This window comes from Larkinella terrae, from assembly GCF_009668025.1.
In the GTDB taxonomy this organism is placed as follows: Bacteria; Bacteroidota; Bacteroidia; order Cytophagales; family Spirosomataceae; genus Larkinella; species Larkinella terrae.
The window spans coordinates 563,435-584,756 of sequence record NZ_WJXZ01000002.1 but is presented as its reverse complement, the minus strand read 5'-3'; the positions used below and the strand labels follow the sequence as shown (position 1 = coordinate 584,756).

The window sequence follows — 21,322 nt, the reverse complement described above, 5'->3', positions numbered from 1 at the left end:
ATTCACGTGGGCTCCATTTCCTATAAATATGAAGCTGGTACAAAGTAAACGCTACTACCGTTTTTAGCTGTAGAAGTCCGGGATTTGCAATTTCGTTACGACTGAGCGGACGAAATTGCCTGTGCGCGTCAATCAAAATGGCCGGCCAGGCACAGGTCTTTAACAAGAATACACCATTCGGAAAAGCTGAACGGTTTTGATGTAACTTCATAAACACCCATGGTTAAAGCCTGATTAATCAGTTGTTTGGAAAGAAATTGACTAAACAGAATTACTTTAAGAGAATGGGTTTTCGGATTAAGCTTGATCCATTGAATTAACTCCAAACCGTCCATGGACGGCATGGAATAATCAATCATTAGCAAGGTAGGATGTGGCGTATCCTCCAGTGCCGCGATAATAGCCTGGACAGTAATAAACCCCTTTACCCGGCAACTTAGCTGTTGTTTTTCAAAAGCCTGTTTGACAATATCGATGATGGCCGGATCATCGTCAACAAGCCAAATGTTGGGTTCTTTCTGCATCGCTTCACCGCTTTTAATCAGGGTGTCACGAAGTACGTGAATTAATTACAAAATAATTCAATAAGCGTCCCTTTCCTTCGCTACATAGTCTGCTTAATACACCATACTTGATTTATAGTTCTGATTTCTTACCCCATGCAATCAAGAGCGACGATGAGAACAGCGACGTATGTACCTGTTCATGAAAGTTAAGCAATTTCTACAGAACGACCCTCCCAAAGCAGTTCGTCAGTAAAAGGCCTCACTTGCCATTGCCCTGATTAGTGTAACAGGCTCACCAACCTTCCCTTAATTACCCAGCAGTTTTTGTAACGAATTACCGGCTTGCCGGATGGCAGCAATCGCACCGGTCTGGTCGGCCTGGGATGAATCGTTGAGCAGGGTTTCGCTGCTGTGAAGGATTTCCTGGATGTGCGGAGACATCTCCGCTTGCAAAACGTGTTTCATTTTCAGTTTTTCATGAAGCGCGTATTGCAGATTCTGCTGCTTTTTTTCCAGGGCCATTTTGGTCTTTCTCAACTCAAATTCGGTCGCAACCCACCGGCCCAACGCTTTCAGCGAGCTGATCTGATTTTCCGTTAGGGTCCGCGGACGCCGGTCAATGACGCAGAGCGTTCCGAGCGCATAGCCGTCGGGATTAACCAACGAAACACCCGCGTAAAATACGACGTAGGGATCACCGGTCGTAAACGGATTGTCGTGGAACCGCTCATCCTGGCGGGCGTCCGGAACAATCATAATATCATCCGGATTCAGCATGGCGTGCGAACAAAACGTATATTCCCGGGGCGTTCCATCGCCTTTCATGCCCTGTTTGGCCTTGAACCACTGATTGTCTTTTTCCATTAAACCAATCAGCGAAATGGGCGTTCGGCATATTTCACAGGCCAGCCGGGTAATATCTTCGTAAACCTTCTCCGGCAACGAACCGATCAGGTCATAAGCGGCTAAAGCCTGTAAGCGTTCTGCTTCATTGGTGGGGAATGCTGCCTCTTTCATCAAAAGTTGTCATCAAAATTGACTGGAATACTTCCGGTTACGAAAGGTTATTGATAAATATAATCGATATAACTGATCAACTGAAATACTTCCAGAAATCGATGGCCATTCGTGACGAAAAAGGCTACTTTAAACTCCTGACAAAAATCTAAAAGTCAGCAATTTGCAAGTCACTCCAACCGAATTCTCCCTTTTTAACTATTCAACCCAGTGGGTTTGGCCGGTCGTTAAAACTTGTAACTGTAGCCCAGCCGCACCACCTGCGTCTCGTAATAATCGGTGCTGACGTAGTGAAAACCGCTGCCGTTCACTTCCCGCCGGATGCGCAGCGTGTTGAAAAGGTCGCTGGCATTGACGAAAATCTCCCCTTTGGGCAATTGCTTTTTGGCCCCGAAATCCACCGAAAACCGGGAGCCGATTTTCCCCTGCGGAATCAGATCCGGCGCCAGGTACACCGCCGTCAGCTGCATATCCAGTTGTTTGCGCAATTTCACAACGCCATTCAGTTTGGCATTGCCTGAAGTCAGCGTTTCTTTGGTGGCCGAATACACCGTTGGAACCGGGTATTTGTTCTCGACCGTAAAGGCATTGATGGTATTGCGGTACACCGACGCGTTGGTGTTGATCGTCAGCCAGGGCGCTACTTCCTGCTGCCAGATCACCTCCAGCCCGGAATTGGAACTCCGGCCCGCATTCTGGAAAATATTGTAAATCAGCGTACTGCCCGGCACAATGGTCCCGATGCGGGTGATGGTCCCCTGCGTGGCCCGGTGGTAAAGCGCCGAATAAAAATAACCGTTGCGCCAGTTGGTCTTGTAGCCCAGTTCCACGGCATTCGTAAACTGCGGTTTCAGCGCCGGATTGCCAATTTTGATGATTTCGGCATCGTCGTACTTGGGAAAAATCCGGATGTCCACCTCATTTGGGCGATCGACCCGGCGGTTGTAAAACAGCGAAAGGCGGTTTTTATCGTCGAATTTGTAGACAAATCGCAGGTTCGGAAACGGCTGCGTGTACGAATAACCGTCGCTTTTGTAGGTCGGATGCGTAGGATTCACCGTATACCGCAAATCGACGTATTCGACCCGCAAACCGGCCTCGACCTCCCAATCCCGGTTTTCAAACACATAATTGCCGTAGAGCGCCGGAATCGTTTCGCTGTAATTGGCCCAGCCCCCCGCCAGCGAATCCAGGGGTGAGCGCAGTCCCCGAAAGAACTGCATGTTGGTCGGAATGTAGCGTCGACGCAGTTTCAGCCCCGTCTCGAACCGGCCGTATTTCAGCGGTCGGATGTAATCCACGTTCAGGTCGGCCACGTTTTCGTCGGACAGCAGTTTGAACGAATCGGTTCCGGTGTAGTCGGGCAGGATGTTGGTGAAAAAATACTTCTCATCCTCCCGGTGAAAGGTGTAGTTGAACCCCACGTTCAGCAAATGGCTGGGCTGTGCAAATTTATGCTGGTAAGCCGCTGTAGCTGTGACAGTTGTTTTCAGCTCATCTTCCAGAAATTGCCACAGGCGGTTTCGCTGCGACAGATCGCCGTTGAAAAACGGCTCATCACCCCGGTCGATGATTTTCTCGCTGCTGAACAAACCCGACACCGTCAGCGTGTTACGGGCATTCAGGTTCCAGTCGATGCCGGTTTTCACGGTGGCCACGGTAGTATTCCGGTTGCGTTTGGTCTGCTGCCGCACCACCTCGCCGTTGTCGTAAAACCGGTCCACAAATTCGTTTTTGTTGAGCGTGGGCGTGTAAAGGTAATCGCCCTGAAAAAACAGGTTGACCTTGTTTTTCCGGTAATTGAGCGAAAGCGAAGGGTTGAGTTTGGGCGTCCGCTGGTACTGCGGTCGGATGCCGGGCAGGTTGTCTTTTTTCACCCACAAAGCTCCCAAACCGGCCGTGAGGCCCACTTTCCCGTTGAATCCTTCCTGCTTATTTTTCTTGTAAATGATGTTGATGATGCCCGCGTTGCCGTTGGCGTCGTAGCGGGCCGACGGGTTGTTGATGATTTCGATTTTCTCGATGGCCGAAGCCGGAATGTTGTCCAGACTAGTCTGGTTGCCAAAACCGGTCAGGGCGGTTTGCTTGCCGTCGATCAGCACGGCGACCTTGTCGCTGCCCCGGAGTTGCACGGTGCCGTCCTGTCCGACGGTGACGCCCGGCAGGCTTTTCATCGTTTCCAGCACCGAACCCCCACTCTGGCTAATGTTGCCGGCGATGGAAAACGTTTTCTTGTCCATCCGGTTATCCGGTCCGTCGGCCTGCTGTCCCGACACCGTCACCTCGGCCAGTTGCCGGGCGTCTTCCGCCAGCTCGATAACACCCAGATCCAGAAACGGACTGAGCGACCCTACCACCACGGAACGGGTTGCGGTTTTAAAACCCAGGTAAGAAGCTTCCAGCAGGTAGGTGCCGCTGCGGACATCGGCGAGGGTAAACCGCCCTTCTTCATTGGTAATGGTGCCGCTGATAAAGGTGCTGTCTTTTTCCGATTTCAGCAGGATGTTTACGAAGGGTAAAACCGCCCTAGTGCCGGTGTTTTTTACGAGGCCCGAAAGAGTGACGTTGATGGTTTGCCCGAACGAAAACCGGGCAGCCAGAAGAAAACAGATGACAGGAAAAAACCGCTTCATTACCGTGATAAGTCGTTTCTAAACTCATTTTAACCAAGTCCCAAACCGGGTTTGGTACGGCAATGCTCCGAAGCGATTTCGAATAAATTCTGAATTCAGACCGCAAGGGCGAAAATGTGTTGGCCGTCGGTAAACGTGTAGGTAATCGACCAGCCGTAACGGTTACTAATTTCCCGGACAATGGCCAACCCGAGTCCGCTGCTCGGCGTCTTGGCGGAAACCGTACTGAACCGTTTGAAGAGGTTGTCGGGGTTCAGGGCCGGGCTGCCGGAATTGGCGACGGTGAATTGCCGGTTGGCCAGCCGAACACTGATTTTGCCGGTTTCGGGACTGTGGCGAATGGCGTTGAACAACAGGTTGGTCACCGCAATTTCGATCAGCAACCGGTTGCCTTCCACCTCAATTCCCGGCTGAATTGCCGTGGTTAGGGTTAGCTGACTATTTTCCAGGAAATCGGCCAATAACTCCAGTTGGTCGGTCACGAGCTGGCTCAGATCCACGCGCTCGCGGTCCGCAAACTGCTGGTTTTCCAGCCTGGCCAGTAACAACAGGTTTTTATTGATCCGCGACACCCGAGCCAGCGCCCGATTGGCCAGCTCAATCTGCTCGCCTTGCCGGGCCGTCAGATTCTCGTTCTGCAGCAGCAGATCCAGCTTCGACTGCACCACCGCCAGCGGGGTTTGCAGTTCGTGGGAAGCGTTTTCGGCAAATTCCTTCTGCTGCTGGTAGATCGCAATGTTCCGGGCGATCAGTTGGCGCAGGCTGTCGTTGAGTTCTGCAAACTCCAGAATATCGGTTTTTGCGAACGCTACGGTTTGGTCGCGCTGGAGGTTAAACTCCTTCAGTTGCCCAAGCGACGCGTAAAACGGTTGCCAGATTTTCCGGGCCAGCCGCCGGTTCAGGAACACAAAACCGCCCAGCAACAGCACGAAAAAAGCCAGACTGACGCCCGCAATCGCCAGTACGGTTTCGTCGATCTCCTCCATATTGGTTTCGATCAGGAGTCGGTACGGCCGGTTGTTGATGCGGATGGAAGTCACCAGACACCGGAATTGCTCGCGATCCTGCAGGAAGGGGTCGAAGCGGATGAGCGTGTACAAACTATCGGGCCGACTCGCCCCGACGGCCGTTAGCGTAAACCCCGGCTCGGTCCGGTTCAGAATCGAGACGGTTTGTTGCACCGTGCTATCGGGCAAACTCAGCGCGTCGATGCGGTTTTCGAGCTTGCGTTTGATGCCGTAGTGGTGTTTGTCGAGCTCGCGCAACCAGATAAAATCGATGATCAGAAAATAGACCGGAATGCTGCCCACCGACACCAGCAGGGCGTAGATCAGCATGGGTTTGAGCGAGCGATTGAGCAGCTTTTTCATCCCTCCCATTTGTAACCGGTTCCGTACACCGTTTTCAGAAATGTTCCCGCGCCCGCTTCGCTGAGTTTCTTTTTAAGGTTCTTGATGTGGGCGTAGACAAAATCGTGGTTATCAAGCAAATCAGCCAGATCGCCCGAGAGGTGTTCGGCCAGGGCACTTTTGGAAATCACCCGGTTTTTGTTTCCGAGAAAGTACAGCAGCAAATCAAACTCTTTGCGGGTCAGGAAAACCGGGCTCTGGTTGACGGTAACGGTTTTCGCCAGCAGGTCAATTTCCAGACCATTCTGAATCAGGGTGTTGGCGTTGCCGAAATTCCGCCGACGGATCACTGAATAAATCCGGGCGGCCAGCTCGGGCAGATGAAACGGTTTGGCCAGGTAATCATCGGCTCCGATCTGAAGGCCGGTAATTTTGTCCTCGAAGGAGCTTTTGGCCGAAATAATGATGACGCCCTCCTGCCGGTTCTGGCGCTTGAGTTCCGCCAGAATTTTCAGGCCATCTCCGCCGGGCAGCATCAGGTCGAGCAGAATGCAATCGTAGTGGTAAAGGCCGACCTTCTCCAGCGCCTGCTCGTAAGAAGTGGCAGTTTCGCAGCGGTAATTTTCGCCCGACAGGTATTCGGTGATGCTCTGGGCCAGTTCCCGTTCGTCTTCGATGATCAGGATTTTCATTCGAACAAGTTATCGGAGCAATTTCGAATAAATTCTGAATTCAAATCGACTGCGAAACCAGATATCGGAGATAATTCTTATTCAGGCTGTAAGTATACAAAATGATCGTATCCCACTTTCCCGGCCTAACCGCCCCCTGTTAATCGTATGGGTAAGCTCATTCGCTAACGAAAATTTGCGGCAGCAAACAAAAACCGCCCTTACCGGTTTTTTCCGAGTTCAGGCAAGGAAAAAGAGGACGGATGGAAGGGTTTATCATTGGATTGTATGCGTTGGTGCTGCTGTTGCTGTTTGCTTACAACTGCGGCCAATTGAGTTTAATTACCAGTTATCTGCGTTTCAAAAATAAAAAAGCCTCTTTTCGGCAGTATTCAGCGGTTTCGGAAACGGCCGTGCCCTGGGTAACGGTCCAGCTTCCGGTTTACAATGAACTTTACGTAGCCGCCCGGCTCATCGACTCCGTGGCGAAGCTGAATTACCCGCCTGACCGGTTCGAAATTCAGGTTCTGGACGATTCAACGGACGAAACCGCCGACATTATTTCGGATAAAGTAGTGCAGTACCAGCGCCAGGGCGTTACGATTCAGCACATCCGCCGACCAGACCGGACCGGTTTTAAAGCGGGGGCGCTGGCCTATGGGCTGGAACGGGCCAAAGGCGACTTTATCGCCATTTTCGACGCCGATTTTATGCCTGAACCGGATTTTCTGCTCAAGACCCTCCCCCATTTCGAGAATCCGGACGTGGGCATTGTGCAAACCCGCTGGACGCACTTGAACGAGGATTATTCGATGCTGACCCAGTTGCAGGCTTTTGGTCTCAACGCCCATTTTTACGTGGAGCAGGGCGGCCGCAATGCGGAGGGTTACTTTATGAATTTCAACGGAACGGCGGGCGTCTGGCGCAAACAGGCAATCCTCGACGCGGGCAGCTGGAGCAGTGATACGCTGACCGAAGACCTCGATTTAAGTTACCGCGCCCAGTTGAAAGGCTGGAAGTTTGTGTACCGGGAAGACATCGGCTCTCCCGCCGAACTGCCCGTGGTGATAAACGCCCTCAAATCGCAGCAATACCGCTGGATGAAAGGAGCGGCCGAATGTGCCAGAAAACTGATGTTCAAGGTGTTGGGCTCGTCGAAATTATCGTTTCGGATCAAGCTTCACGCGTTTTTTCATTTGCTCAGCAGCTCAACCTTTCTGCTGATTCTGGTGCTGGGTTTGCTGAGTGTACCGGTTTTGTACATCCGGATTCGCCACGCCGAATTCCAGCCGGTCTTTTCGTGGCTGGGATTTTTCCAGCTGAACCTGCTCATTTTACTCCTGTTCTACGGAATTCCATTCTGGCTGGAACGCCGGAATAAACTGGAACAGTTAGGCCTTTTTTATTTCCCGATGTATTCGTCCCTCATGCTCGGCCTGTCGCTGCACAACAGCATCGCCGTGCTGGAAGGGTTTACCGGTAGAAAAACGCCGTTTATCCGGACGCCCAAATTCAACGTCAAAACGGAAGGCGACCCTTGGCGCACCAACAAGTACCTGGTCCGGACGTCAAAACCGGTTTTTTCCTGGCTGACCTTCAGCGAGGGTCTGCTCATGCTTTATTTTCTATTCGGCATCGGTCTCGGTCTGCATTTTCACCAGTACAACATGCTGGTTTTCCACAGTATGCTGGCCGTCGGATTTGGGATGGTGTTTTTATACAGCCTGATCCATTCGCGCATTGCAGCCTGACAATGAGAACAGTAACAAGCTAAATTCATTTCGAAATGTGACCTTCTTTCCAGTAAATTTCACTGTGACCGTCGGCAAAATTGCGGGTTGTGATCAAAACCGGGGTGGTTTCGTTTTTCATAAACAGTGAACTGTAATAGGCACCTTCGTTGACCGGCAGGTTGGGCCAGGGGTACGAAATCGCGGTAAAATTTTTGGCAACGCTGTTCCCCACCAGCACCAGCATCGTATTCTTGCGCCAGTCGCTGCTGATGGCCCGCCCGCCCGCATCCTGGGTCGAAAGCAGCGTCTGACCCGTTGGCAGTTGAACCAGATACGGCGCCCCGCCCCAAATTCGCTCGGACGTTGCCAGCCAACGGCGGTTGTTGGCGGTGGTTCCCAAACCGGCGTACTGCCATTTAGCAGCTACCGACGACCAGACCACCCAGGGCGATTGCGTGTTGTTGACCGACTCAATGGGAAACACGATGCCTTTGTTGTCCTTCAGAACCAACGGGGTCGGCATTCCGTCCCGCATGCCGCTGGTATAGGCAACATGCGCCGGGGCGCTCCAGGTCAGGCCCAGATCGGTGGAATGAACCATCAGAATCTCCTGCTGCGGATTATTGCCGGGCCACCAGGCGGCTTCACTGGAGTAAAAAATTTCAATGTCGCCGTCGGCAAGCTGCACCAGACCCGGTTCCCAGGAACGGCCCGTTGCAACGATCCGGGACGTTCCGAACGTCCAGCCGCGGTCTTTGCTGATTCGGATCTGGATGTTGTCATGCGCGTTGTCATCGGGTTTGCCCCGGCCCGTATACGCCAGCATGACATCACCGTTCCGGAGCACCAGCAATTCCGGATTGGCAAAACCGTAATAATTCGGATCGTTGTCGGTGACGAGAATTTCGGCCAGTGACCAGCTTGTGCCGCCGTCGGTGCTGCGCCGGATGGCGATGTTATCCCAGTAATTTTCCCGGTCACCACAGTGGTAGGTCAGCAGCAAAGTATCGCCTTTCACCCGGTGAACCCGGCCATATTCGGCAAAATAGACATCGTGGGACATTTTCCGGGCCGTGTTGTCCCAGCTAACGGAAAGCGTCGGGACGCTGGTGTCGGTGGGCGGCAGATCGTCCGGCGCAACGGTGGAAGTCGGCGGATTTCCCGGTCCCGGCGAATCGTCCGGTTCGCTGGTTTTGCATTGAAAAAAGAACAGTCCGGTCAGCAACACCAGGCTGTTCACGGGCAGAAATCGATCAACGGGGATTTTCATGGGGAAACAGGCCAAAACCGGTCAGGTTTCAGAGCCCGACCGGTTTCTAGTTACGGCACTTAATAATTGGGATTCTGCGTCAAATTCGGATTCAGATCGCGGTCGGTTTGCGGAATGGGCAGCAATTCGCTTTTGCCTTTTACAAAAGTAGCAAAAGCCGGATCGCGGTTGGCAATCTGCGGGCCCAGATCGCCCCAGCGGGCCAGGTCGTTCCAGCGGTGGCCCTCACCCGAAAGTTCCGTAACCCGTTCGTGTTTGAGCTGCTCCAGAAACTGGGCCTGTGACAACCCCGGTTTTACCGCCGACAGTCGGGCCAGACCGGCCCGCTGCCGCACCTGATCGACGAACGCGTACGCCTGAGCGGTTTTTCCGGTCGCATTGAGCGCTTCGGCGTACATCAGCAGGACGTCGGCATACCGGATATAGCGCCAGTTGTTGGGCGAGCGGTACCCTTCTTCGTTTTTCCAGTGGTCATTCTGGAACTTGCGGAACCACACCCGCCGGTTGTTGGCGCCGTAACGCTGCAAAAACGTCTGTCCGTAAATCTGCGTAAACGCCGGGCCGCGCACGTCGGTCGAATCATACAGGAACGAAGCCTCCAGCCGCGGATCGCGCGCGCCGGTGGTGGTGGGTTCGTTGAATTCCCGCGTTACCCACCGCTGGGCTTCCCCATCCGACCAGCCAATGCCGCTGGGACCGAAAAACTGCGCGATGGAAGTGCCGTAATTCTGGTTGGGCGTTTCGGTATCGTCATCGGTATATTCCGCGGGGTTCATTTCAAACTGCCACTCAAAAACCGACTCTTTGTTATTTTCGGTCGAAACCAGAAAATTGTCGCGGTAATTCGGCACGAGCGCGTAAATACTTCGGCCTTCGCCTTCCGTCAGCCATTGCAGCGGAACCAGCGATTCCGCGTATTTCCGCTGTTGAAAATACGCCCGGGCCAGCAGGGCATACGCGGCACCTTTGGTAGCCCGGCCCAGATCTGCCGGACCGTAGGTAGCGGGCAAACCGGTCACCGCTTCGGTCAGGTCTTTCTCGATCTGCGCCCACACCTGCGCCTGGGTCGAGCTGGCGGGCTTGTCGCCCACCACGGCGGTTTGCAACACCAGCGGCACATTTCCCCAGAGCGTAGCCAGGTGGAAATAAAACATGGCCCGCAAAAATTTGGCTTCCCCGATGTAACGCTTTTTGAGGGTTTCGCCCATCGGAATGTTCGGCACATTGTCGATCACCTGATTGGCGCGGTTGATCCCGATGTAGTTGTCATTCCAGACCCCGTACGCGTTGCCGTAATTGTAATCGGTAATCAGGAACTGATCCATGTTATTGACGATGTCCGTTGCGGGGCTCTGGCTCCGGCCTTCGTCGGACCGGATGATGTAATAGAATGGCATCCAGCGCGAAATACCGCCCCGGTGGGTGGTACTGTAAATGGCGTTAACGCCCGCCAGCGCATCGTCGGCGGTTTTCCAGAACGATTGGGTTGTCACCTGATTGGGGTTGACAATGTCCAGATTCCGGTCACAACTTGCCAGTGTCAGAGCCGTGGCTACCAGCAGCAGAATGGATTTATTTTTCATACTCAATTTCTTCGATGAATGGGCTTAAAAATCAAGGTTGACACCAACGGAAATAACGCGGGGAACCGGCCAGTGACCGTTGTCGACCCCGCGCTCCTGAATATTAGCTCCCGTAATGTCGGGGTCCAGTCCCGTGTATTTTGTAATCGTAAACAAGTTCTGGCCGCTGACGTACGCCCGGGCGCTCCGGATTTTGGCCCGGCTGAGCAACGCCCGGGGCAGCGTATAGCCCAGCTCCACGTTCCGCAACCGGACATACGACGCATTTTCGAGCCAGCGGTCGCTGTAGCCCAAATTGTTGGAAATGATGCCCTGATCGCCGGATTCCAGACCAATGCGCGGATCGCTGGTGCCGGTGTTGGTGGTCGACCACGGGCTGACGTCGGCCCGGAAGTTGGTCAACTGGTAACTGTCAAGCCCCCGGCGAACGTCGTTGTAAACCGTGTACCCAAAGACGCCCAGCAACTGCACATTCAGCGAAAACTGCTTGTAGGCGAGGTTGGCCTGGGCACCGGTTTGCAGGGTCGGCCAGGGGGAGGAAACAAACTGGCGGTCGTTGACATCAATGATCCCGTCGTTGTTAACATCCTCGTAGCGCACATCCCCCGGTTTGGCGTTGGGCTGAACAAGTTTGCCGTCCGGCCCTTTGTAGTTGTTGATCTCTTCCTGATTCTGGAACAACCCGTTCGTTTTCAGCAAAAACCACTGCCCGACCGGGTTTCCCACCTGCGACCGCGTATTGCCGCTGATGATGTAGTTGATATTCTGCCCCTGATTCCCCACATTTTCCACCCGGTTTTTGATGGTCGTAAAATTGCCCGACACGTCCCATTTGAGCGCGTGTTCGTTGTTCCGGTACGTTGCCGAAAATTCGATGCCCCGGTTTCGGATCGACGCTGTGTTGACGTACGGATTGCCGCGCAGGTTGCCGAGATACCCCGGAACGGTCAGGTTCAGAATGGCATCCGAAGAAAGGGAGTTGTACACGTTGAGTTCGGCGGTCAGGCGGTTGCGGAAAAAGCTGGCAGTCAGGCCATAATTCTGCTGAATGCGTTGCTCCCAGCGCAGATCGGGATTTGCCAGCTGCGCCTGATAAGCCCCCACATTTTCGGTCTGATCGACGCCAAAAATCGCCCGGGGGTTGCTGTTGACAAAAGCCGTATATGGAAACGACCCCAGCGTTGGCACCACAATGCCGAGTTTACCGTACGACGCACTCAGCTTCAGATCGGTAATCCAGTCCACCTGAAAAAACTTTTCCTGACTGATCCGCCAGGCTCCCGCAATGGAAGGGAAAAAACCGGTCCGGTTATTGGCCCCAAACCGGGAATCCTGATCGACGCGCCCGGTCAGTGTCAGCAGGTAGCGGTCGTTGTAGGTATAATTGATTCGGCCGAGGTAGCCCAGAATCCGGTAGTCGGTGGGGGTGCCACCGGCCGAGGTCGAAATACCGGTGGCCGCGCCAATCGTGTTGTAATATTGTCCCCCGGCAAAGCCCAGGTTGGTCCGTCCGCCCGTGGTGATGTCGCTCCGGGTGGTTTGCTGGCTAATTCCCAGCACCCCATTGATCACGTGCAACCCAAACGTCCGGTTGAAATTGAGCGTGTGTTCGAACAGCAGACTCAGGTACCGGGAGCGGTCTTCCGACACCGAACTCGGTACCGGAGCCGCATTGTACTGGTACGTGCCGAGCCGACGCAGGTTCTGGATGTAATCGAAGCTCACTTCCAGACCGGCATTGAAGCGGTACGTGAGCCAGTCGGCAAATTTGAAATCCAGAAAACCGTTCCCGACCAGCTTGGCAAAGTTATTTTTGTTCGTTGACAGGTTGCGGGCGGCCACCGGATTAAAAGCGTAGGTAACCGCGTCGGGATACGTCCCGATGCCGTATCCCAGCGGATTCGCCGGGCTGATGTACCGGGGGTCCTGGACCGGAATCACGGGCAGATTGCTCGCCATATCGTAAATTGGATTGATGCCGCCCGGAATGTTGTTGCCGTTGGAATTGGTCAGGAGCAGATTTTCGCCAAACGTAAACCGCCCGAACTCGCTCCGGGTGTTGATCCGCAGACTGGCCCGGTTAAAATCACTGCCAATGACATAGCCCGCATTATTGAAATAGCTGCCCGAAATCAGGTAGTTAGCGGTTTTGCTCCCGCCCGACAGCGTCAGGTTGTAATCCTGTAGATTGCCGGTGCGCAGAACCTGATCCTGCCAGTCGGTATTGATGGCCGGATTGAACGTACCCGTTGCGACGCTGGCCGGGGGCGTCTGCCCCGAATTCTGGTACTGCGTTCGCTGCAGGGCGGCAAAACCGGCGGCATCCGTCAGATTCCAGCGTTTGTAAACCTGCTGAGCGCCGTATTTGGCCGAAAAAGAAACCCGAATGGGTCCTTCCTTGCCCTGTTTAGTCGTAATGATGATCACGCCGTTGGCCGCCCGCGAACCGTAAATGGCCGCAGCCGATGCGTCTTTCAGAATCTGGATGGACTCGATATCGTCATTGTTGATGGTCGGATTGGCATCGGCAATCATCCCGTCGATCACGTACAGCGGATCGGTATTCAGAAAGCTGGCTACGCCCCGGATCTGAATCGAAGCCTGCTGACCGGGAACGCCGGTATTCCGAACCGTGACGCCCGGCGACAGGCCCTGAATCGATTCGGCCAGGGTCTGGGCCGTCACCTTGTTGGCATCGGTCGGATTGACCACGGCGTTTGCGCCCGTTACGTCCCGCTTCCGAACCGTCTGATAACCAATGACCACCACTTCATTCAGCGCCGTGGCCGTTGGCGTGAGCGTAACGTCAACGGTACTGCGGTTGTTGATGGCAACATCCTGGGATGCATAGCCGATGAAGGAAAAGGTCAGGACACTCCCCGCGCCTTCCGGCACATTGATCGTGTACATACCCTCGGCGTTGGTGGTCGATCCGGTGGTGGTGCCTTTCAGCAAAACCGTTACGCCCGGCAGCGGCTGCCCTTTTTCGTCGAGCACACGTCCGGTAATGGGTTGGATCAGATTATGTATTTTCACGGGTGCAGCCAGCAAACCGGCTGGCGATCCGGCGTTTAGAAACACCGCCAGTACCGTCATTTGTATGAAATGCAGGACGGTAACGGTCGCCGAACGGCAACCGCAGATCAATAAAGTATTTTTCATAACGAACGTTTAAATAGATTGCTAACTAGTGAATCGGCCAGAACATTCGGGTCAAAATTTCGGCAATGGGCTGGTAGCGTGGAGGAATCTGCCGTTCTCTTTCACAGGCGAAGTCATTCATAGGCAACTGGTTAAAAAGTGGCTTTTGCAATAGAGCTTTACACCGATGGGATCGGGCATAAAACCGCTACAAAACCCTGCTTTTCGTTTCTACACATGATTATTTGCAGAAATCTGTGCAGTAAAGCAAGGTGATTCGAGTTGGTAACCACCAGCCGAATGTTTGGATTAGGATTAATGAGGATTCGGCCCGCGGTCGAATGAGCTTCAATTCTACGAGTTATGCCGTATTTTCTGGCTCGTTACGGGCGGATAGGGATAGGTTATTTTCACGCAGGTACCGCCCGGTGACGGCAAAATTTCGCAGTTTCCGCCCGATTCAGCCATCCGATTCTGCATATTGCCCAGGCCATTCCGCAAACCGGTTTTTTCGCTGGGTGTAAAACCGCGTCCATTGTCACACACCTCGATCGTCAGTTGGGTTGCTGCGGGTTGCATCCGCAACGTTACCTGGGTAGCCTGCGCGTGCTTCACCACGTTGTTGAGCGCTTCCTTAACGGTCAGAAACACGTTCCGGCGATCGACGCCCCCCATCGGAATTTCCCGGGGCAAATCCGCCACTTCGGTCCGCAGCGTGAGGGCAGTATTGTCGATAAACTCGCTGGCGTACGAGCGCGTGTAGGCCATCAGCCCGTTCAGGCTATCATTTTTAGTATTCAGTGACCAGATAATTTCGTTCATCGCGGTTACCATGTCCGCCGAAATGCTCGAAATCTTTTCCACTTCGGGCGTTGTCGCGGCCCCCATGCGGGTTTTAACGACTTCGCTCAGCAAGCCAATGGCGGTCAGCGAAGCCCCCAGGTCGTCGTGCATTTCTTTGGAGATCCGCAACCGTTCTTTCTGCTGGCCCTGCAATTCCGACTGCACCACGGCGAGTTCGCGTTCGCGTCCGGCGGCCAAAAGCGCCTGATCGGCAGTAAGTTGCCGCTGACGGATATACAAATACGCAAACGCCAGGGCACCCACCATGCCCAGCGCAATCAGGACGGCAATGACCAGCCACAAACGCTGGCGCTGTTGCTGCTCCTGCAACTGGTCGATACTTCGCTGTTTCTGAGCCAGTTGCTGGCGGGCTTCGGCCTGTTTGAGCTTCACTTCATAATCCTGCAACAGGCTTTTCGTTTCCTGGTTATTCAGCGAATCCGTGGCAATGATGTATTTATCAAGCCATTGAACCGTCGCATCCGAATTGCCCAGGCCATCCGTTACCAGCGCGTACTGGTGGTAAATATTCTGAAATTCGGTTAAGCTTGCATTTGTTTTCCGGGCCAGCGCGTACGATTCGTCCAGCAGTTTTTTGGCCCTCGCATACTGCCTCATCTGGGTGTAGGTCTCCGCCAGCGTCATCAGCATGTGCAACTCATGGCGGTCATTGCCCAGCAGCCGACTGACCCGCAGGGCTTCGCGCCGGTAATACAGGGCCGAATCGTAGCGCTGGGCGAGCCCGTGTTCAAAACCGATATTGTTATACAGATTGATCATGAAATCCAGATCGGTTTTCGGATCAATCCACTGTTTGGCTTTCTGATAATACGCCAGCGCCTGGAGCGGTTTTTCCAGGTCGCTATACACCACGCCAATGCTGAAATAATCGGACGCGACGGAACGGCGGTCGGCTTTGTCCGTTGTCCAGGTCGAATCCAGGGCGAGCGCTTTCCCGTAATATTCGAGCGCTTTCTGATACATTTTCTGCTTCCGGAAAATAAACCCGAGGTTCTGGTTGACGACGGCAACGTTTTTCAGGTTTCCGATCTGGCGCATGTATAAAACCGCCTTCTGGTAATTGGGAATGGCCTCCTGATAGCGACCCATAAAAAGTGCGGTGTTCGCAACGGCAAAATAACTCAGTGCCTTATGACGCTTCGAGGTGTCCTGGTTAGCTTTCTGAACGGCCGCCAGCGCGATTTTACGGGCCTCATCGTGGCGTCCCAGGTTATTTAACTGATAGGCCAGCAGCCGCATACTTTCAAAGTAGCCTTTCGTAAAATTTATTTTCTGAGAGAGCGAATGGGCCTTTTGGTAATTGGACAGCGCCGTAACGGGCTGACTGGTTTCAACCGCTTCGCCTTTTCTCAGCAGGTTCATAACAGCGCTGGTATCAGCAGGATTGGGCACCGACTGGCCGTAGCTGGTGCCGCAGTGGACACCCAGAATAAACCCCAAAATCCGGAGTAATCGGTACAGCATGGCAACTATTTTTAGCGGTCAGGAATGCATCACCCAGTACGATAAGGCCGGTTCCTTTTGGCAGGATTGGCCCCTTCGAGTCTCAATTTTGACAAAATAATCGTGAATTGGTATCTTTTGTCCGTGAAACCACGTATACGCCCCGACGATCTTACAAACGCGCCCTATCAGGAAGGCATTCAGCACCTGACCAGGCAGTGGGTTCGTGCCGGATTACCAGATCTGGGCCTAACTGAAACCGATTTTACGTTCACCATCCGAACCCTTCTCCTGACGACCCAGGATATGGACCGCACCACGGCCATTGTTCAGGCGGTTCTTGCTCAGGCGATTGCGCTACAAAAAACGTCGGCCTGGGTGGATCAGGAACTCAAGTTTGAGGGAATGATCGAAGGAGTTGACCGGGCCGATTTTCTGTTGCTCGATCTTCAGCAGGCCGACAACCTGGACGATGCCATGCTCGATAGTTATAACGAACGGATCAACCGGTTTGCCGCGCAACGGGAGTAGGCTACTCCAGACCCGTTCGTACGTTCACGTATTCCATCTGATTCATTTTGTTAAATGTCCTTGTGAAAGCGACCCCACTGACCCGTTTTGACCTGGTGGAACTAGCCGGGGGTGACGACCCGTAATGTGAATTATGCGGTAGCCGCCGTAAATGACCACGTCGTCAGGGTGAGTGTAATGACGGAAAGTTATTACTGGCACTATCATCCCAACTCCGACGAAACATTTTTTACTCTCGAGAGCATCCTGGTTATTGAGCTGGAAACGGAAACGATTGAATTGTCACCCGGTCAGCTTTTTACGGTACCGAAAACCGTCGTCCACCGAACGCGACCCAAGGGCGAACGTTCGGTTAATCTTCCGGTGGAGAATAGCCGGTTGGAAACGATCCGGATTGATCCGTAGGGGCAATGGCTACATTCTGACCGTTATACCCTGAAGTGATTTCCTGAATGCAGACGTTTCCCGGTATTGCCATACACGCTTTACCTGATGGCTTTTAACCAGTCGATAAATGGCAGCCCGCCTTCTGGCATGACGCAAGTCTGTCATTCATTCAATCTCGTTGACGGATCGGTCCTCGATACGGTTTTTCCGATAAATCTTTATTTTGTCGAATGGTCAGCCAGGTACTGATCATGGCCACAGCCGATAATCCGCCCGCTACCAGCCCAAGGGTTGGTGCCTGAATGTAAACCAGGGCGTGACCAGCGAGGTATGAACCGGCAATATCCGCTAAATTGACAAAAGCCATATAGGTCGTGAATTGCGACCCTTCGACCCCGGGTCGGCAAATGGCCATCAGCAGGGGCATTGCTGCTACACTAACAGCCGGATCCATAAAATACAACGCAACCAGACCCGACCGGGCAACGGTTTGATTGGTCCAGGTGGCTTCCAACAGGTTAAAGCCGAGCAGATAGGCTGCCACCAGACCCAAAACTAGGATGAGCAGACGAGAAGGGCCAATTCGATCCGCCACATAACCTCCGAAAAGCGCCGTTGCCGCTGCAACAAGCATGCCGTAGGTACCCGTAAGTAGCGAAAGTGACGTGTCGGCCCAGCCCATTTTCTGGATCAGGTGGTAATTGTAGGCCCTCAAAAACAGGCTGATGCTTACGTACGCGGTTACCACCGCAGCAAAAAGCAAAAGGTTTTGGGGCGCAAAAATACCGGTAAACAGTTCCGTAAACAACCATTTGAAATCACGATCCGGTTGGGCCTTTTTTTTAGTTGTCCGGGCCAATACCGGCGGTCGGCGATTCAGAAAAGGGAGTAACCGATCTTCAGGGCGCTCTCGTACAAAACATGTCAGCAACCATAATGTCATTAGGCAAAGACTTTGGATAAGGGCCGCTTCTGAAAACCCGAACTGACGCAGAATCTGCGAAAAAACGGCAGCACCCACCCCGGTACCCACCAGGAAACCGGCTCTCATGAACGCGTTGACCCGGCCCCGTTCGTGGGCCGGAATAACCGTAATGGCCATGGCATCGACACTCGCATCCTGAATTGCGGCAAAAATACTGTGGATCAGAAAGAAGAAAACCAGTGATTTAAGCTCAGTTAGCGGGTTGTCAATCAGAAGTATTCCCAAAGAAGCCAGAAATGCCAAAAACTGCGTGCCAATCACCCAGGGCTTTCGGCGTCCCAGGGATGAGCTTTGGTAGCGGTCGATCAATGGCCCCCAGATGAACTGAAATGCCCAGGGCAACCCGATGACGGCCGCAAATGAGCCGATGACCGAAGGTTTCACCCCCTCTGCCGTTAAATAATTGGCCAGGGCGGTTAGCGAAAAACCGGCCGGAATGCCCTGCATTACATACAGGTAAAAGAAAACAAAGTAACGTAAAGAACTACTTTCGGAAAGCACCAGAGGCACTGAAAGCTTGGTCAGCATATACCGGGTTTGATACTGGTTAAAATTGCCTCTTATGACCTTTTGATTATGCAAAATGTTTTGCCTGACACTTCTTCCATTGACCAGGCCGGTTCACTGGTTCGGCGACCCGGGCGAAGCTCCTGTAAAAAACCGTTGGTGACTGTTTTTATTCAAAATTACAGGGTTTGAAATCAGCCTGACCACAGGCCGGGCCCCGTTCCCGAAATCGAATTTTCGTTGACGCCCACGCTGAATAGGGCCAATCAATCCGCTATTCGAAGCCGGTCGATCGGATATTCTGGCAGGCAACCGGGGCGAAGAAAACAGCGAATACAGGAAACCGGGAAGGGAACTTACTTTATCAGTCTGTTTCGGTTACGAATTGCTTCACCGCATTTTGCTCAAAGAATGTAGCGAGTGAGCAAACCAGCTGTGCACTTCCACAGATTGGAATTTCGTCCCCATTTCTCTATTTTATGGTCGGCGGTTTAGCTGTTTTAAAAAATTCGGCTAAACGATCGTTTTTGAACCCGTCAGATTTCCGAATCAAAACCGGGTCGAAAACCGCCGGATTTGAACTGAACTGAAGAAAACCTTAACTGTTTATTGTATGCACTTTCGGATTACTTTAAAACTGCGATTTGCCCTGCTGCTCGCCCTGTGCCTGGGAGCTACTTTCACGTTTGCCCAAACACCGGCGACGCCACTGCGCATCATTGTTTTTGGCGCCCATCCCGACGATTGCGACCTGGGCGCGGGCGGAATTGCCTCCATTTATTCGTCGATGGGGCACAAGGTAAAATTTGTGTCGATGACCAACGGGGACGCCGGGCATCAGGACATTGGCGGGGGCGAACTGGCCAAAAGACGGTACCAAGAAACCCAGGAAGTGGCCAGACGGCTGGGCATTACCTACGACGTACTGGACAATCACGACGGCGAACTGATGCCGACGCTGGAAAACCGGCTGGCGGTTATTCGCAAAATCCGGGAGTGGAAGGCGGATCTGGTGATCGCGCCCCGCACCAACGATTATCATCCGGATCACCGGAATACGGGCGTCGTGGTGCAGGATGCGGCCTACCTGGTTATCGTGCCCAACGTCCTGAGCAGTGTGCCGCCACTCGTTAAAAACCCGGTTTTTCTCTATTTCCGCGACGGTTTTCAGCGCCCTAATCCGTTCCGCCCCGACATCGCCGTCGATATTACCGAAACCCTGGCTAAAAAAGTGGACGGCCTCGATGCCCACGTCTCCCAATTCTACGAGTGGCTGCCCTGGACCCGCCAGGACCTGGCTAATGTGCCCAAAGACCTTGTGGAGCGAAAAAAATGGCTGCAGACCGCAATGGAACGGCGGTTTTCCCCGACGCCGGAAATTAAGGTATCCATCGAAAAATGGTACGGCCCGGAAAAGGCGGCCCGGATCAAATGGGTGGAAGTCTTCGAAATTTGCGAGTACGGCCGGCAGCCGAACCCGGAAGAAATCAGGCGGCTTTTTCCCATGCTGCCGCGCTGATGGTTACGGGGTAACGGCCCAGCCAGTTCCGGAATGAACGCCGTTCTTCGCTGAAAATGACCGAATCAACCCGGCAAGAAGCGGTTGGCCGGATTTTCTTTCAAAAAAAGGAAGTAAATTGCCCGCCAAAAGAGCAACGGTTTTCGGATCGGGCGGCCTATTTCCCGAAATCACTAGCTCGACTTTAAGTATCATCATGTTTGTAGAAAAGATCAAATCCGGTGAATCAGGGGTGCTGCTTTACGGCATTACACCGCCTAAAACCAGTACCGCACCTGAACGCATTGCCGAAATTGCCCAAAAAACAATCGAGCGACTGGCTGGTCTGGATATCGACGCCCTGGTGGTGTATGATGTTCAGGATGAGTCGGCCCGGACCAATGAAGAACGGCCATTCCCGTTTATCAATGCGCTGGACCCGCTCGTTTTTGCCTCCGGTTATCTGGGCACCTTACCAGTCCCGAAAATAATCTACCGCCCAGCGGGCAAATTTTCGCCCGATGAGCTGACCAACTGGCTGGAAGAACTGTACAAAAACCGTTTTTATCCGGTTTTTGTTGGTGTTCCGGCCCCGGATTTTCCGGTTAAAACGAGCCTGCCGGAAGCCTATAAACTCTGGAGCAAGCACCAGAATTCCTCCGTAATCGGCGCGGTAACCATCCCGGAAAGGCATCACGTACTGAAGGATGAGGAAGTCCGGATGCTGGATAAAATGAGCTGCGGGGTTTCGTATTTTATTTCGCAATGTGTCTTTAATCTGGACTACGCCCGGCAGGTTATCGAAGATCTGGCCCAGAATTGTAAACGGCAGGACGTCCCCCCGCCGACCCTCATTTTCACGATTACCGCCTGCGGATCGGCCAAAACGCTGCAGTTTATGGAGTGGCTGGGGATTCACGTACCGGACGACGTGAAAGCCGATCTGCTCGGATCGGAGAATATGCTGGAAAAGTCGGTGAAGATTTGCTTCGACATTGCCTCCGCGCTGACCACGATCTGCCAGGAACGCTCCATCCCGTTTGGTTTCAATATCGAAAGCGTCGCCATTCGCAAAGCGGAGATCGACGCGTCGATCGATCTGGTGAATCAAATAAGCCGGATGCTGAAGGAAAAAGGAGTTCGAAAACCATCAAAAGAATTCGAAGTCACTGCGCCCGGGTCTTTCTAGTTTTTAATGCGTAGA

Annotated in this window: 15 protein-coding genes; 5 read left to right on the top strand and 10 right to left on the bottom strand. The window is 53.2% G+C overall.

All coding sequences use genetic code 11. From position 1 onward, the window contains the following. Nucleotides 1–128: 128 nt before the first annotated feature. From GJJ30_RS06385 to GJJ30_RS06365, 5 genes are all read right to left on the bottom strand, one after another. On the bottom strand, nucleotides 129–524 hold the full coding sequence (locus GJJ30_RS06385) for a response regulator (protein WP_154174308.1): 396 nt from the start codon (nucleotides 522–524) through the stop codon (nucleotides 129–131). A gap of 288 nt (nucleotides 525–812) precedes the next feature. Next, nucleotides 813–1,523: a GAF domain-containing protein gene (locus GJJ30_RS06380; RefSeq protein ID WP_154174307.1), complete on the bottom strand. Its 711-nt coding sequence runs from the start codon at nucleotides 1,521–1,523 to the stop codon at nucleotides 813–815. A 227-nt stretch (nucleotides 1,524–1,750) separates the two neighbouring features. After that, the gene (locus tag GJJ30_RS06375) at nucleotides 1,751–4,156 is read right to left on the bottom strand and encodes a TonB-dependent receptor (protein WP_154174306.1); all 2,406 of its coding nucleotides are present in this window, start codon (nucleotides 4,154–4,156) and stop codon (nucleotides 1,751–1,753) included. Between the two features lie 95 nt (nucleotides 4,157–4,251). Beyond that, entirely contained in the window at nucleotides 4,252–5,526 is a 1,275-nt protein-coding gene (locus tag GJJ30_RS06370; RefSeq protein ID WP_170299143.1) for a sensor histidine kinase, read from the bottom strand. Beyond that, nucleotides 5,523–6,197, bottom strand: coding sequence for a response regulator transcription factor (locus GJJ30_RS06365; RefSeq protein WP_154174304.1), 675 nt, complete (start codon nucleotides 6,195–6,197; stop codon nucleotides 5,523–5,525). The genes GJJ30_RS06370 and GJJ30_RS06365 overlap by 4 nt, the downstream gene beginning before the upstream one ends. Before the next feature lie 242 nt (nucleotides 6,198–6,439). Between GJJ30_RS06365 and GJJ30_RS06360 the strand changes: the two genes are divergently transcribed. After that, a complete protein-coding gene (locus GJJ30_RS06360; protein WP_154174303.1) occupies nucleotides 6,440–7,927 on the top strand; it encodes a cellulose synthase family protein in 1,488 nt (495 codons plus the stop codon). A gap of 25 nt (nucleotides 7,928–7,952) precedes the next feature. Here GJJ30_RS06360 and GJJ30_RS06355 read toward each other — a convergent pair whose 3' ends face one another. The 4 genes from GJJ30_RS06355 to GJJ30_RS06340 all read right to left on the bottom strand — a co-directional run bounded on the left by GJJ30_RS06355 (nucleotide 7,953) and on the right by GJJ30_RS06340 (nucleotide 16,231). Then, nucleotides 7,953–9,179 (bottom strand): sialidase family protein, encoded by a 1,227-nt coding sequence (locus GJJ30_RS06355; protein WP_154174302.1) that lies wholly within the window; start codon nucleotides 9,177–9,179, stop codon nucleotides 7,953–7,955. A 59-nt stretch (nucleotides 9,180–9,238) separates the two neighbouring features. Next, nucleotides 9,239–10,762, bottom strand: a complete 1,524-nt coding sequence (locus tag GJJ30_RS06350; RefSeq protein ID WP_154174301.1) for a RagB/SusD family nutrient uptake outer membrane protein — start codon at nucleotides 10,760–10,762, stop codon at nucleotides 9,239–9,241. Nucleotides 10,763–10,786: 24 nt separating this feature from the next. Next, a complete protein-coding gene (locus GJJ30_RS06345) occupies nucleotides 10,787–13,924 on the bottom strand; it encodes a SusC/RagA family TonB-linked outer membrane protein (RefSeq protein ID WP_229312989.1) in 3,138 nt (1,045 codons plus the stop codon). 333 nt (nucleotides 13,925–14,257) lie between these two features. After that, nucleotides 14,258–16,231, bottom strand: coding sequence for a tetratricopeptide repeat-containing sensor histidine kinase (locus tag GJJ30_RS06340; RefSeq protein ID WP_154174300.1), 1,974 nt, complete (start codon nucleotides 16,229–16,231; stop codon nucleotides 14,258–14,260). Nucleotides 16,232–16,354: 123 nt separating this feature from the next. Here GJJ30_RS06340 and GJJ30_RS06335 point away from each other — a divergent pair, with 123 nt between their 5' ends. Then, entirely contained in the window at nucleotides 16,355–16,741 is a 387-nt protein-coding gene (locus tag GJJ30_RS06335) for a hypothetical protein (protein ID WP_229312988.1), read from the top strand. A gap of 126 nt (nucleotides 16,742–16,867) precedes the next feature. Further along, nucleotides 16,868–17,146 (top strand): cupin domain-containing protein, encoded by a 279-nt coding sequence (locus GJJ30_RS06330; RefSeq protein WP_310588197.1) that lies wholly within the window; start codon nucleotides 16,868–16,870, stop codon nucleotides 17,144–17,146. 151 nt (nucleotides 17,147–17,297) lie between these two features. On the opposite strand, the gene GJJ30_RS06325 is transcribed toward GJJ30_RS06330, so the two are convergent. After that, nucleotides 17,298–18,641 carry an MFS transporter gene (locus GJJ30_RS06325; RefSeq protein WP_154174299.1) on the bottom strand — a complete coding sequence of 448 codons (1,344 nt, stop codon included), beginning with the start codon at nucleotides 18,639–18,641 and terminating at the stop codon, nucleotides 17,298–17,300. Nucleotides 18,642–19,233: 592 nt separating this feature from the next. Between GJJ30_RS06325 and GJJ30_RS06320 the strand changes: the two genes are divergently transcribed. Together GJJ30_RS06320 and GJJ30_RS06315 are read left to right on the top strand one after the other, a co-directional pair. Further along, nucleotides 19,234–20,139 carry a PIG-L deacetylase family protein gene (locus GJJ30_RS06320; protein ID WP_154174298.1) on the top strand — a complete coding sequence of 302 codons (906 nt, stop codon included), beginning with the start codon at nucleotides 19,234–19,236 and terminating at the stop codon, nucleotides 20,137–20,139. Between the two features lie 196 nt (nucleotides 20,140–20,335). Next, nucleotides 20,336–21,307: a methylenetetrahydrofolate reductase gene (locus tag GJJ30_RS06315; RefSeq protein WP_154174297.1), complete on the top strand. Its 972-nt coding sequence runs from the start codon at nucleotides 20,336–20,338 to the stop codon at nucleotides 21,305–21,307. Nucleotides 21,308–21,322: the final 15 nt, after the last annotated feature.